This is a genomic window from Thermodesulforhabdaceae bacterium, from assembly GCA_037482015.1.
Classification (GTDB): Bacteria; Desulfobacterota; Syntrophobacteria; order Syntrophobacterales; family Thermodesulforhabdaceae; genus JAOACS01.
This window is the reverse complement of record JBBFKT010000001.1, coordinates 375,162-388,741: the sequence shown is the minus strand read 5'-3', so window position 1 is coordinate 388,741 and position 13,580 is coordinate 375,162. Positions and strand designations below refer to the sequence as shown.

8 protein-coding genes are annotated in these 13,580 nt (G+C 48.9%); all 8 read left to right on the top strand.

The window, feature by feature from the left end; genetic code table 11:
* Window positions 1-279 precede the first annotated feature (279 nt).
* Window positions 280-3,198: a helicase-related protein gene (locus tag WHS38_01780; protein MEJ5299698.1), complete on the top strand. Its 2,919-nt coding sequence runs from the start codon at window positions 280-282 to the stop codon at window positions 3,196-3,198.
* Window positions 3,199-3,446: 248 nt separating this feature from the next.
* Window positions 3,447-6,689 carry an N-6 DNA methylase gene (locus WHS38_01775; GenBank protein ID MEJ5299697.1) on the top strand — a complete coding sequence of 1,081 codons (3,243 nt, stop codon included), beginning with the start codon at window positions 3,447-3,449 and terminating at the stop codon, window positions 6,687-6,689.
* A gap of 139 nt (window positions 6,690-6,828) precedes the next feature.
* A complete protein-coding gene (locus WHS38_01770) occupies window positions 6,829-8,613 on the top strand; it encodes a DEAD/DEAH box helicase (protein MEJ5299696.1) in 1,785 nt (594 codons plus the stop codon).
* Between the two features lie 96 nt (window positions 8,614-8,709).
* A complete protein-coding gene (locus tag WHS38_01765) occupies window positions 8,710-10,803 on the top strand; it encodes a helicase-related protein (protein MEJ5299695.1) in 2,094 nt (697 codons plus the stop codon).
* Window positions 10,804-10,827: 24 nt separating this feature from the next.
* The gene (locus WHS38_01760) at window positions 10,828-11,886 is read left to right on the top strand and encodes a Zn-binding domain-containing protein (GenBank protein MEJ5299694.1); all 1,059 of its coding nucleotides are present in this window, start codon (window positions 10,828-10,830) and stop codon (window positions 11,884-11,886) included.
* 258 nt (window positions 11,887-12,144) lie between these two features.
* Window positions 12,145-12,639, top strand: a complete 495-nt coding sequence (locus WHS38_01755; protein ID MEJ5299693.1) for a hypothetical protein — start codon at window positions 12,145-12,147, stop codon at window positions 12,637-12,639.
* A 17-nt stretch (window positions 12,640-12,656) separates the two neighbouring features.
* Window positions 12,657-13,097, top strand: a complete 441-nt coding sequence (locus WHS38_01750) for a hypothetical protein (GenBank protein MEJ5299692.1) — start codon at window positions 12,657-12,659, stop codon at window positions 13,095-13,097.
* A gap of 17 nt (window positions 13,098-13,114) precedes the next feature.
* On the top strand, window positions 13,115-13,580 hold a 466-nt coding region (locus tag WHS38_01745), incomplete at its 3' end, for a hypothetical protein (GenBank protein ID MEJ5299691.1).

Below are 13,580 nucleotides of genomic sequence, written 5' to 3'. Positions count from 1 at the left end.
GAAGCTCTCGTGATCAAGGCGAAGTGGCGTAAATTCGGCGGTTGTGCAGTAGGGGCGCACGGCCGTGCGCCCCTACATTAGTCCCTGCATTAGTTTTACACGGTTTATGTTCCCTTGCCATTCGATAAGGGAAGTTTTCGAACACCTTCATCAGAAGCTTGCAAGCAACCAGCAATAATCGTAAACTGGTCGAAACACTACCGGATCAGAAAGGTAGTGTAAAAGTAAGGGGTGTTTAAATCTTCTTTGTCGAGCAACTCACATTTTTGAGGTTATTAAATGCAACCCGGAAACATCGTAAAATTTAGAGGTCGTGACTGGATTCTCCTCCCCAGTGAAGACGAAAACCTTTACCGCCTGCGACCCCTCACAGGCGTAACAGACGAGGTAATCGCCGTCCACAGATTTTTAACAACGATCATCCAGTATGCCCTGCCCGAGGAGCGCATCCAGCCTTCATATTTTCCTCCGCCCACGTTGGATGACATTTCAGATGCCGCCAGCGCCTATCTCCTGTGGCAGGCTGCCCGGTTGACCCTGCGAGACGGTGCCGCCCCCATTCGTTCCTTAGGAAGAATTTCCATACGTCCTCGCACATACCAGTTCGTCCCGCTATTGATGGCTCTGCGCCTCGACCCGGTGCGCCTCTTCATCGCCGACGATGTTGGAGTTGGAAAGACCATCGAAGCATTACTGGTAGTTCGAGAACTCATTGATCGAGGAGAAGTGCGCCGACTGGCAATTCTTTGCCCTCCCTACCTGTGTGACCAGTGGGAAAAAGAACTTCGCGAAAAATTCAATCTGGAAGCTGTTGTCATCCGTTCCAGCACAATCAGCCACCTGGAACGACATAAGCCGGCAGAAAAAAGTATTTATGAGCACTACCCCATCCAGGTCATAAGCATAGACTGGGTCAAAAGCGACCGAAACAAACACCAGTTTCTTCAGTTCTGTCCCGAACTGGTAATCGTTGACGAAGCTCACACCGCCGCCGAAGCAAGTGAACGAAACAGAAGTCAGCAACAGCGGCATCAGTTACTAAGGGAAATTGCGAAAGACCAAAAGCGGCACCTGATACTGCTTACCGCCACTCCTCACAGCGGAATCGAAGCAGCCTTTCGATCACTTCTGGGGATTCTGCATCCTGAGTTTCAGGATTGGAACATAGGAAAACTTGGCGAATCCCAGCGGATTGAACTCGCCCGCCACTTCGTTCAGCGGACTCGCAAAGACATTATAAGCGATTGGGAAGGAGAACATTGCTTTCCAGAACGCCTGAGTGTGGACGAGACATACAAATTATCAGAGGACTACCGAAAGCTCTTCAACCAAACATACGATTTTTGCTCCGAGATCATCCGCACAGGCGAAAAGCTGGAGGAACGAAAACGCCTGGTGCGTTACTGGGGAGCTCTGGCTCTGCTGCGTTGCGTTATGTCCAGTCCCGCAGCAGCCATAGCTGCACTGGAGAAAAAGAGAGGAGCTGCTGAACCGAGCGACATAGATGAAGATGAAACCGATTTCAGTCCCCTGGTCTTCGAGGCATCAGAAGATCTAACCGACGATGAAAACCCTACCCCGCCCATCGAAAAAACAGAGGAGACTCTCTCCAACAGTGACCGAGGCAAATTACGTGAACTATTGCGTATAGCCAGCGACCTTCTTCACTCTTCACAGGACACCAAACTTGTCCGCTGCGTGGAGGTCATCAAAGAACTTCTCAAGGAAGGGTTCCATCCTATCGTCTGGTGCCGATATGTGGCAACAGCCGAATATCTGGCAGAAGGTCTTCGACGGGCTCTGGATAAACGTGTGCAGGTCACCACTATCACCGGTCGTATCGGCGATGAAGAGAGACAAATGAAGATCAAAGAAATTGATTCCAACCGTCCGCGAGTGCTGGTAGCCACTGACTGCCTTTCGGAAGGCGTCAACCTGCAGAAGAAGTTCACAGCCGTTCTGCACTACGACCTGCCCTGGAATCCCAATCGCCTTGAGCAGCGCGAAGGTCGTGTTGACCGCTACGGGCAGATAGCCCCGCAGGTAAAGGCAGTGCGTTTTTACGGAAAGGACAACCCCGTAGATGGTGCCGTAATCGAAGTGCTTCTCAACAAAGCCCGGGAAATACATCGCGCTCTGGGCACATATGTTCCCGTGCCAGAAGAAAGCGAAACGGTCATACAGGCAGTGCTGAATTCGCTTTTTTTGCGGCGCCAGGAACAGGTTAATAAACAGTTTCGGCAGTTGAGCATTCTGGATATTAACCCCAGACTGGAAAAAGAACTCCAGGAGTTCCATCGCCGCTGGGATCTCGACGCCGAGCGCGAGCGAACAAACCGCACTCGTTTTGCTCAACGGGCAATCAAGCCTGAAGAAGTCAAACGAGAACTGGAAGCTACTGATGCAGTTCTCGGCGATCCCGATGCAGTGCGGGAGTTCGTTCTCAATGCGGCTCAGCGGCTTAACCTGCAGATCCGCCCTGACGCTCATAATCCCGGAACATACTGCGTAAATGTATCTCCTGAAGCCACAGCCACATTGCCTGACGCCGTGCGGGCTGAACTGCCTCAAGTAAAAAGCGGAAATTGGTTCATAAGCTTTTCTTCTCCAACACCGAAGGGTGCGGAATACATAGGCCGCAACCACCGGTTTGTTTCAGCTCTGGCACGTTACATCCTGGAGGAAGCCATCTCCAGAGGTAAAGATGCTGTAGCATCCCGATGCGGTGTTTTACGAACACGGAAGATTGATATTCTTACGACTCTGCTACTTCTAAGAGTGCGCTACCTTATGGAGATACCACATCAGACACCGCTTATTTCCGAAGAAGTGCTTGTTCTTGGCTACCGCCCAGCGGGACAGCTCGATTATGAATGGCTCAGCGACGAAGAAGCGCTCCGCCTTCTTTCAGAAGCCAGACCTGAAGGGAACATTCCTCCGGGTGAAAAGCGGGAACTTGTCGAAGCCGTTCTTGATGAGATCGGTGTATGGCACGGCACGGCCAGCGAATGGGAAAACGGAAGTGCCGTTCAGAAAACAATCAGACAAAAGATTATACAACGAGCGAGGGATCTGGAAGAAAGACATAAGCGCATCCGAAAGGCGGTATCCCTTCGGGTGCGAGAATTGAAAGTTGAACCCCAGTTCCCGCCGGATTTACTGGGAATCCTTATACTGCAACCGATGGTGAAGCCATGAACACGAAAAACTTTCCTGCCGTCCGTATTGAAGGAGGGTTGTTTGCCCCCGACCTGCTGGACCAGCTTCTGGCTGGATAACTTCCCGGGCAAAAGCCCCAGGACTTTGGACTCGACGGTCGCAGAAGTCTTACCGATGAGATAGCCGCCGCCTTTACCGATGCTCAGGAACTGTGGCGGGTTTTTAACCGCCGTCTTGGCCGACTTCCCGAGTCGGACACGGGAACAACGGTTACTCGTGACTCCTGGATGATTCCCTTACTCAGTCTTCTCGGTTACGAACTGCACTACAACCGCCAGCAATACACGGTCGGTAATCTTACCTTCCCCATTTCCCACAGAGCAGGCGAAAAGGAAGATGAGCCACCCGTTCACATCGTAGGGATAAAACAGGAACTCGGGAGACTTTCGCCAGGCGGAAGACCCCGTCTGTCGCCTCATTCCCTTGTTCAGGAATTTCTAAACCGGACGGAAGCCCTGTGGGGTCTTGTCACCAACGGCAAAATCATTCGACTTTTGCGTGACAGCACCTACATCCGCCGGCAGTGTTATGTGGAATTCGATCTTGAAGCCATTTTCGAGCAACATCTCTTTCAGGACTTTGCCGTCCTTTACCGGCTGCTCCATCGTTCTCGCCTCCCCAGAAGCGGAACCGATGTCCATCAGTGCTTGCTTGAGCAATACTACCGCCACTCGGTGGAACAGGGAGGTCGGGTGCGAGACCTGCTGCGAGACGGTGTAGAAGAATGTATCAAGAGAATGGCTAATGGATTTCTATCTCACCCGAAAAACGACGAACTGCGAACCCGAATTCGAGCCGATGTAAATGACAATCAACGACTTTCCCCCGAGGAACTTTACCGCCAGCTTTTAAGGCTGGTCTATCGCTTTCTGTTTATGCTGGTCTCCGAAGATCGAGGACTCATAAGCCAGAATCCCATCTACGTGGAACATTACAGTGTCAGCCGTCTTCGCCGCTTAGTAGATCTTCGAGCAGCCTATACCGAACACGACGACATCTGGCATTCTCTGCGGGTGCTCTGGAAACTTCTTTCAGACGACACACCGGTGCAGCAAATCGGCGGTAAGCCTCTGGCAACTCTTCTGGATCTTCCTGTTCTGAACGGCGAGCTGTTTGAGCCTCTTTTTCTCGACTCCTGCCTTATCACCAACCGGGATCTTCTCAAATCCCTGCGGTCTCTGGTGAATTATCGGGAAAACCATTCCAGCTCACCCCGACGGGTGAATTATGCAGCCCTTGATGTAGAAGAACTGGGCTCGGTTTACGAAAGTCTCCTCGATTACCACCCGCTGATTGATACATCCGGTTCCTTTCCCAGGTTTGAATTCGCATCCGGCTCTGAGCGCAAATCCACCGGTTCCTACTACACCCCGGCAGAACTGGTGGCAGAACTTATCAAAAGCGCACTGGAGCCGGTAATCGAAAAACGGCTGGAAAAAGCCAGGGAAATGGCAAACCGTGAATGGCAAAAAGTTCCAGAAAAAATTCAGGAAACGTTTGCCCGTGAAATCGCTAAAGGATTACCGCAATCTGCTTTAAGCAAAGAATGGCAGCAAACCTCTTTCAATATTCGGTATTTTCTGTGTGCAGAACAGGCATTACTTTCCATCAAAGTTATAGATCCTGCCTGCGGTTCAGGTCATTTTCTTCTGGCTGCAGCCCGGCGGCTGGGCAGAGAACTGGCTCGTATCCGCACCGGGGAAGACGAACCTGCGCCTGAACGAGTCCGTGAGGCTATCCGCGATGTGGTGGCTCACTGCATTTACGGCGTGGACAAAAACCCCCTGGCTGTTGAACTCTGCCGCCTTGCCCTCTGGATCGAGTCTCACACATCGGGAAAACCCCTCTCCTTCCTTGATCACCGTATCCGTTGCGGTGACTCTCTGGTGGGAGTCTTTGACCTCAAGGTGCTCGAACAGGGCATCCCGGATGAAGCTTTTAACGCAGTCTCCGGTGACGACAAACAGCTCGCAACTATTCTCAAGCGAGAAAACCGCGAGGAGCGAACAGGACAACTTAAAATCCTTGCTGCCTGCAACCCGATCACCACAATCCAGAACCTTGTCGCCGATGCTCTGGCTCTCGACAGTATCTCCGATGACTCGCCCGAAGCCATCCGTCGGAAGAAAAAGCTCTACGATGAACTTCAGAAGAAGTCTGACCAGGCCCGCACAGCCTGCGATCTCTGGACTGCCGCCTTTTTCCAGCCTAAAAATGATAAAATCCCTAGGGATGCACTCATAACCACTGATACGCTCCGCCGTTACATAGAATCCGGAACCGCCCATCCTCAGGCGGTCGCTCATGCCGTGACACTTTCTCACGAAAACCGATTCTTTCACTGGCCTCTGGAATTTCCGGAAGTATTTGCACAAAACGGATTTGACGTAGTGATAGGAAATTCACCATTTAATGCCAAATTAGGTCACGCCTCTCAAAAATTTATGAAAACCATCTACGAAGATTCCGGCTCAATAAATACTGCAATTCTCTTTTGGCTTAGAGCCAAGCAACTAATAAAAGTTGGTGGAATAATAGGTCTTGTTACCCCAAAGTCAATAACATACTTTACCAGATGGAGTAAAATTAGATCTGTTTTATCCTCCTATTTAGAAGAATTAACTGACTGTGGACAGGCGTGGAGAAATGTTCTGTTAGAACAAGTTCTCGTTGTTGTAAAAAAAGACACACCAACCGAAGAAGTAAAGACTAAAAGGCTTTACCTTATGCAACATAAGTCCACTTATGTGCGCAAAGAAATATTGGATACATTTGACGTTTGGTTCATAAATCCAGAATCCAGCTTAATGGAAATTTTGCAAAGTATTCAAAAATCTCCCAACGAGTGGATTTCCCTTGGCAAAATACTTGTAACTTACAGAGGAGGGAATTTCCAGAAATTCATTAATAATGACGGAGTTTTTCCTGTTATTGGTGGAAAAGATATTTCTCCCTTTGCAATAAAATCTTTCTCTGGCTTTTTAACATCACAACAAATAGATAACCTAGCTTTATTCAAAGCTCCCAAAGCAGTATTTCAAAACATCGTAGCCTATGTTTCGCGCCCGACCCACCATATAAAAATTATCGGCGCCGTGGATTATGATGGTGTAATTTGTTTAGATACTGTGAATATAGTAAAATGTCCCACAGGAATACTCTCTCCTGAAGCTATAGTAGGTCTCCTATCTTCTAACCTCGTAAATTGGTTTGCTCATCGGGTTACCTTTGGATTTGCACAACGAACTATGCATCTAGACCAGTTTGTACTTAACCGTATTTTTATCCCCATAAGTTTACTTGAAGAAAAAGATAAACTAGACACGCTTGCAAAAAGCCTAGTTTACTCGAAAGGAAGGAACAAAGAAGCATTTATTGAGATAGAGAACATAATTCAAGAAGCATATAAAATCGGTCCAAAGCTTAGAAAAGAACTGATAAACTTTTTAGGGTTCCCTTTACGGAGTTAAATGAGACTATGGCAAGAGAAGAAAAATAATAAAGTGAAACCTTCCGGGTGCTCAGAGAAAAAGAAATTCGTCTCTACGGCGAATATAGGACACGGCGGCTGATACTGGAAGCATGGGAACAATTGATGGGGGGAAAGCAATGAGCGAGACTATTTTTGAACTTCACTCCCGCATCATCAACGACTATCGTGACTTCGTCCATTCGTTTATTCAGATTGCCGACGACAGAGTGCGGGAATTTGTTGAACATGCACTGCTGGAGGAAGAACAACTATGGCCTGAGCCTCTGGTGCAACTTTCTCCAGCTTACAAACGAGCTTCAAATGTAAAAGAACTGTCTGAAGAAGGAATCCTCCATCCAGAGACAGTCAGTATCTTTTGCACAAAAGATGACAATCCCATCCAGCTTTACCAGCATCAGGTTGAGGCGATTAAAAAAGCCGCCCGTGGTGAAAGCTTCGTGGTCACATCGGGCACAGGATCGGGCAAGAGTTTCTGCTATATCATCCCCATCATAGACAGAATTATTCGATCCCCTGAAATACAGCGTCCCGTGGCGATTATCGTCTATCCCATGAACGCACTGGCAAACTCTCAACTGGCTACATTACATCAGATAGCACAGGGCTACACACAGCGAACCGGTAAGGACTTTCCTGTTCGTTTCGCTCGCTACACGGGCGAAACACCGGAAGAAGAGCGCCGAGCGATCCAGAAAGATCCTCCCCATATTCTAATGACCAATTACATGATGGCTGAACTGATGATGGTCAGGCCCGAAGATCGAGCACTTCTTCGTGAAGGTGCATCGCCTCTCTTTTTAGTCTTCGATGAACTTCACACCTATCGAGGTCGTCAGGGAGCAGATGTAGCCATGTTAGTGCGGCGGCTGAAGGCACGCATGAACCGCCAGCCCGTGATCCACATCGGCACTAGCGCCACCATGGTCGCTCACCGAGATGCCACGCCCGACGATCGCCGACGGGCAGTAGCCGAATTTGCATCCCTTTTCTTCGGGCATTCCATAGGACCGGACGGGATTATCGAAGAGACTCTGGAGCCCATCACGGAAGGTGGCCCGCCTTCCGTGGATGAAATCCGGAATGGTATGGACATTCCTTTACCAGAGAAACTGGAATCGTTCCGACGCCATCCACTGGTGCGCTGGATGGAATATGCTCTGGGTGTTCAAACAGATGCGGACGGGAAGTTGCGCCGTCGAGTGCCACGCACGCTTTCTGATGCTTCGCGAGAACTTTCTTCCCTAACCGGGCGAGATGAAAAGGAATGCAGTGAAAAACTGCGTCAGGTGCTACTGCAGGCTCTAAGTCTTTCGTCTAAGGATGGACATCAGCCGATCTTCCCTTTCAAACTCCATCAGTTTGTCAGCCAGGGAAGGGCTGTCTATGCCTCTCTTGAGCCTTCAGAAAAGCGCCGATTTAGCCTGGAAGAGCGTTCATCCAGAGAAGGTGAAAGCCTCTGGGCGCCCCTTCGATTTTGCCGTATATGCGGTCAGGATTACTATTGCATGGTCAGAGTGGAAAATCGCTTCATCCCGCTTCTGCCAAATGCAGAGGATCTTCCCGAGGGGGGAACTCCCGGCTACCTTATGCCAGCTTTTCCGGATATGCCTGATTTGGAGGATATTATTCCAGATTCGTGGTATGACAGCAGAAGTGGACGACTTGCCGGAACCTGGAAGAGCCGTATGCCCCTGAAGGTCTGGGTTTTTCCAGATGGCACCTTCAGCACCGAAGAGACTGACGGGGCAACGGCTATGTGGTGGCAGGAAGAAAAGTTCTGGCTCTGTTTGCGCTGTGGCGAACACTATACTGCGCGAGAGGGAGAGTATTCAAAACTGGCTACCCTTTCTACAGAAGGACGATCATCTGCTACTACTGTTCTGGCTACGGCTCTTCTTTGATATGCCAGACAAACAGAAGCTCTGCGTCCGAAACTGCTCACATTTACAGACAACCGTCAGGACGCATCCCTTCAGGCAGGTCATTTCAATGATTTTGTGCAGGTTGCCACACTGCGAGCGGCTCTCTATCAGGCATTAAAAGAGCATAAAAAGATTCGTTTCGACACGATTGCCAGAGAAGTGGTTCGACACATGGGGCTTAATCTTTCGGACATAGCCCAGAATCCTGATCTGGATCCTGAGAGTGCAATAGCCGAAAGGATCTGGAAAACCTTTGAAGAACTGACCGAATACCGCCTTTATGAAGACCTGAGGCGAGGCTGGCGTGTAGTTCAACCCAATCTTGAAGATGTGGGGCTGTTGAAGATCGAATACGATGGGCTTTCTAAACTGTGTGAGCGTGAGGATCTTTTTAAATATCTTCCAGGATTGTCCAGCCGTTCACAGGAAGAGCGTTTCGAGATCCTGCAGGCTGTGCTGGACTACTTCCGCAAGCGGCTGGCTATCAGAGCGCGGGCGCTCCAGGACGACCACCAGAAAGAATTGCGGCGACGGTCAGAGCAATACCTTAACGAATTCTGGGGACTGGATCCCGACAATTCCTTTATGCGGCAGGCTGCTGTGATGCTTCGTCCCGGGAAAGACAGGCGCTATCCCCGTGGTGCATCCTTCAAGCTCACCGCGCGATCCCTTCTGGGGCGCTATCTGCAGCGGGCCCTGAAAATTGATTCCAGGGATGTGGAAACCCTGCTGGATGGACTGCTTGATGTGCTGGTCAGTCAGGGATTCTTGCACAAACTGGAGCCATTCAGAGATCACCGTTGTTTTCAACTGAACGCTGGCTGTCTTGTCTGGTGTCTGGGAGACGGGAAGCCACCATCGCCGGATCTTGTCTGGACGCGCTCTTCAACGGATCAAAATCCAGCGGTCAACCTTTACTTCCAGCGCTTCTATCAGGAAGCTACTCGTGAACTGGCTTCGCTGGAAGCAAGAGAACATACGGCGCAGGTGGTAACGCCGGGCGAAAGAGAAAAACGGGAGCGCCGCTTTCGGAGTGAGGAAAATCCCCCGCTACCCTATCTGGTTTGCTCACCCACTATGGAACTGGGCATTGATATAGCCGATCTGGACGCCGTGCATTTGAGAAACATCCCGCCAACGCCAGCCAATTACGCTCAGCGAAGTGGTAGAGCAGGAAGACAGGGGCAACCCGGTTTAATCATAGCCTACTGCGGCGCCTACAGTCCCCATGATCAGTATTTTTTCCGCCACAGAGAAGAGATGGTGGCAGGCAGTGTGCGGGCGCCCCGGCTCGATCTTACCAATGAGGCGCTGATTCGTGCCCATGTGCAGGCTGAGTGGCTGGCGCAGGTGAATTTGCCGCTTCGTCAGTCAGTGGATGAGGTTATAGATACTGAGCAGATCGAAACTCTACCGCTTAGAGACACCGTAAAGCCGCAACTCAGCTTGAACGACAAAGCGCTTGGAGAGCTACGGGCTAGAATCAAACGCATACTTGCCTGTGATTATGATATGCTGAAACAATTGTGCTGGTTTTCAGACCAGTGGCTGGAGCGAGTTTTGCAGGAAGCACCTCAGACTTTCGATCGAGCCTTTGACAGGTGGCGTGAACTCTATCAGGCGGCAACTGCTCAGCTTGATAGGGCACAGAAATTGATACGGGAAAAAAGTAAAGATGCTCAGGAATCAGGACGGCGGCTGCAGGATGAAGCGATCCGGCAGCGCAACCTGCTCCTGCAGCAGGAAGTGGCACGAGAAGAAGGAGACTTTTACCCTTACCGCTATCTTGCCAGTGAAGGGTTTCTGGCGGGTTACAACTTTCCGGCTTTGCCTGTCAGAGCATGGGTTCCGAGGCGAGAGCAGGGTGAGTTTATTGCCCGTCCGCGTTTTCTGGCAATCAGAGAATACGGTCCGCAAAATATCGTTTATCATGAAGGGTCCAAGTGGGAAGTGGTGCGGTTTCAGGCTCCACCTGGAGGGTTGGCACAGCGGCGTATGCAAAAAAAGCTCTGCCTGAACTGCATGGCTTTTACCGATGTTGAGGACGATCTATGCTCAGTATGTGGTGTCCGCTTCGACGGTTCTAACTCTTCCGTAGTTTCTCTGCTGGAAATGTCCAATGTGGCTCTACGCCGTCGAGAACGGATCACCTGCAACGAAGAGGAGTGACTTCGCCAGGGATACCGAATTCAGATGGCTTATCGCTTTGCGCCGGCTGAACAGGGTTTTCGAGTAGTACCAGCCCGGGCGCGGTCTCTTCTGGATCTTCAGGATCTTCTGGAACTTCAGTATGCTCCTTCATCAACTATTCTTATTGTGAATGAAGGGTGGAAAGCGCGTCGCACGGAAGGATTTCTTGTTGATATTGAGACAGGAGAACTGGTTTCCGAGGGTGATGCTGAGGAGAATAATCTTTCAAGAAATAGTTCTTCGATTCAGCGTGTTAAACTGTGTGTTCAGGATACGCAAAATCTTTTGCGCATGCGTATTCTTGATACTTCGCTGAGAAACGATCCTGTTTTTGAGGCAAGTTTGATGTATGCACTGGAGCGAGCCATTGAGCAGGTTTTTCAGCTTGAGGATTCTGAACTCGTGGCAGATGCGGTGGGAGAAGGCGAAGGACGTGCGCTGATTTTCTATGAAGCGTCAGAGGGTGGAGCCGGGGTTTTACGGCGTCTGGTGGAAGAGCCTAATGCTCTTTCCGAAGTGGCAAGAGAGTCGCTCAGGCTACTTCACTTTGATCCAGGAACGGGAGAGGATCTTGCGATGGATGATCACAGTGCCTGCTACGAGTGCTTGCTGAGTTTTTACAATCAGCTTAAAGCTCATCTGTTGGATCGCCACCGGGTCAAAGATTTTCTGCTCCGGCTTGCAGGTTGTTCTGTAGAACTTATCTACGGTGACAGAACGCGTGAGGAACACTACCGTTTACTTCTGGGATCCATCGACAGTCGGTCAGAGCTGGAAAGGGAGTTCCTGAACACGCTCTATCATGGCGGTTACCGTCTTCCTAACGAAGCTCAGAGATCGATTCAGGAGCCGAGGTGTATTGTGGATTTCTTCTACGAATCGAATGTTTGCGTTTTTTGTGACGGATCTGTTCACGATGATCCTCATCAACAGGCCCATGATAACGAAGTTCGCCGTCAACTCCGCGCACGGGGCTATAGAGTTGTTGTCATTCGTTATGACCAGAATCTTGAGGAACAAATTCGCCAGTATGCTGAGATTTTTGGGAAAGGTGAAAAGTAATATTCTGAATGGGAAGCACATTTACCACATTGCAGGGGCATGGCATGCCATGCCCCTATTCCATGAATCTTATTTCAACGTCATCAACAGGTAGGAGACAGAAAAGATCCTAAATAAAGGATAGTTTTCGAGCAACTTCACTGTTATTATTAGTCTGAAAAGGCTGCAAGACCGGAAAAACTCAAAAAGTTTTTGAAAACTAAAGGGATCACATAGCCAGGAAATACGAAGATTTCGTAAAATCAGAGGGGTTAACCGATGAACAGAAAGGTGATCCTTAAGATAATAATTTTGGTAATTCTGCTAATTTTCGCCTTTCCCACTTTTAATTTTTGTTTCGCCGAAGAAGTTCCTTTTACACTTGAAGACAGAGACAGACTGATAAAGCTGGAAACAAAGGTGGAAGAAGGATTCAAAGCTGTAAATCAGAGGATGGACACTCTGGAAAAAAGGATAGATGATCTGGATAAAAGAATAGACGCCCTAGACAAAAGAATAGACGGACTGGACAAAAGAATAGACGGACTGGACAAGAGAATGGACGGGCTACAGGGGCTAATGTATGTGATTATAAGCGGAATTTTCATTTTAATAGGCTTCGTTATATGGGACAGGCGGACGGCTCTAGCTCCAGCGATAAGAAAGAACAAAGAACTGGAAGAGCGGGAAGAAAAAATTGAAAGAGCTTTGAAAGAAATTGCCAAGAAGGATCCAACTGTAGCCGAAGTTTTAAGAGATGCGGGACTTTTGTAAAAGCAAGGGAGTCAGTAATGAGTAAAAAAACGGCTTTTAAAACAATCGTGGTAATTTCCTTGCTTGCCTTTTCCCCTTTTTGTTTCGCCGGAGAAGTTCCATTCACACTTGAAGACAGAGACAGGCTGATAAAGCTGGAAACAAAAGTGGAAGAAGGATTCAAAGCTGTAAATCAGAGAATAGATGCTTTAGAAAAAAGGATAGACGCTTTAGATAAAAGAATAGATGCTCTGGACAAGAGAATAGACGGGCTACAGGGGTTAATGTATGTGGTTATAAGCGGGATTTTCATTCTAATAGGCTTTGTCATATGGGACAGGCGGACGGCTCTCGCTCCAGCAATAAGAAAGAACAAAGAACTGGAAGACCGGGAAGAAAAACTTGAAAAAGCCTTGAAAGAACTTGCCAAGAAAGATCCAACTGTTGCCGAAGTTTTAAGAAATGTGGGACTTTTGTAGAAACAAAGGAGTTGGTTATGAATAGAAAAACGGCTTTCGAAAAAGGAATAATCTGTATAATCCTAACAATTTCTTTGCTTGCCATTTCCTCCTTCTGTTTCGCCGGAGAAGTTCCTTTTACCCTCGAAGACAGGGACAGGCTGATAAAGCTGGAAACAAAGGTGGAAGAAGGATTCAAGGCCGTAAATCAGAGAATAGATGCTCTGGAAAAAAGGATAGACGCTCTGGATAAGAGAATAGACGCTCTGGATAAAAGAATAGACGGGCTGGACAAAAGAATAGACGGGCTACAGGGGCTAATGTATGTGGTTATAAGCGGGATTTTTATTCTAATAGGCTTTGTCATATGGGACAGGCGGACGGCTCTAGCTCCAGCGATAAGAAAGAACAAAGAGCTGGAAGACCGGGAAGAAAAACTTGAAAAAGCCTTGAAAGAACTTGCCAAGAAAGATCCAACTGTTGCCGAAGTTTTAAGAAATGTGG

What these genes read in the sequence shown, in the direction of transcription:
- WHS38_01780 (MEJ5299698.1), top strand. Translation starts at nt 280, where the DNA reads ATGCAACCCGGAAACATCGTAAAATTTAGAGGTCGTGACTGGATTCTC.
- WHS38_01775 (MEJ5299697.1), top strand. Translation starts at nt 3,447, where the DNA reads ATGATTCCCTTACTCAGTCTTCTCGGTTACGAACTGCACTACAACCGC.
- WHS38_01770 (MEJ5299696.1), top strand. Translation starts at nt 6,829, where the DNA reads ATGAGCGAGACTATTTTTGAACTTCACTCCCGCATCATCAACGACTAT.
- WHS38_01760 (MEJ5299694.1), top strand. Translation starts at nt 10,828, where the DNA reads ATGGCTTATCGCTTTGCGCCGGCTGAACAGGGTTTTCGAGTAGTACCA.
- WHS38_01755 (MEJ5299693.1), top strand. Translation starts at nt 12,145, where the DNA reads ATGAACAGAAAGGTGATCCTTAAGATAATAATTTTGGTAATTCTGCTA.
- WHS38_01750 (MEJ5299692.1), top strand. Translation starts at nt 12,657, where the DNA reads ATGAGTAAAAAAACGGCTTTTAAAACAATCGTGGTAATTTCCTTGCTT.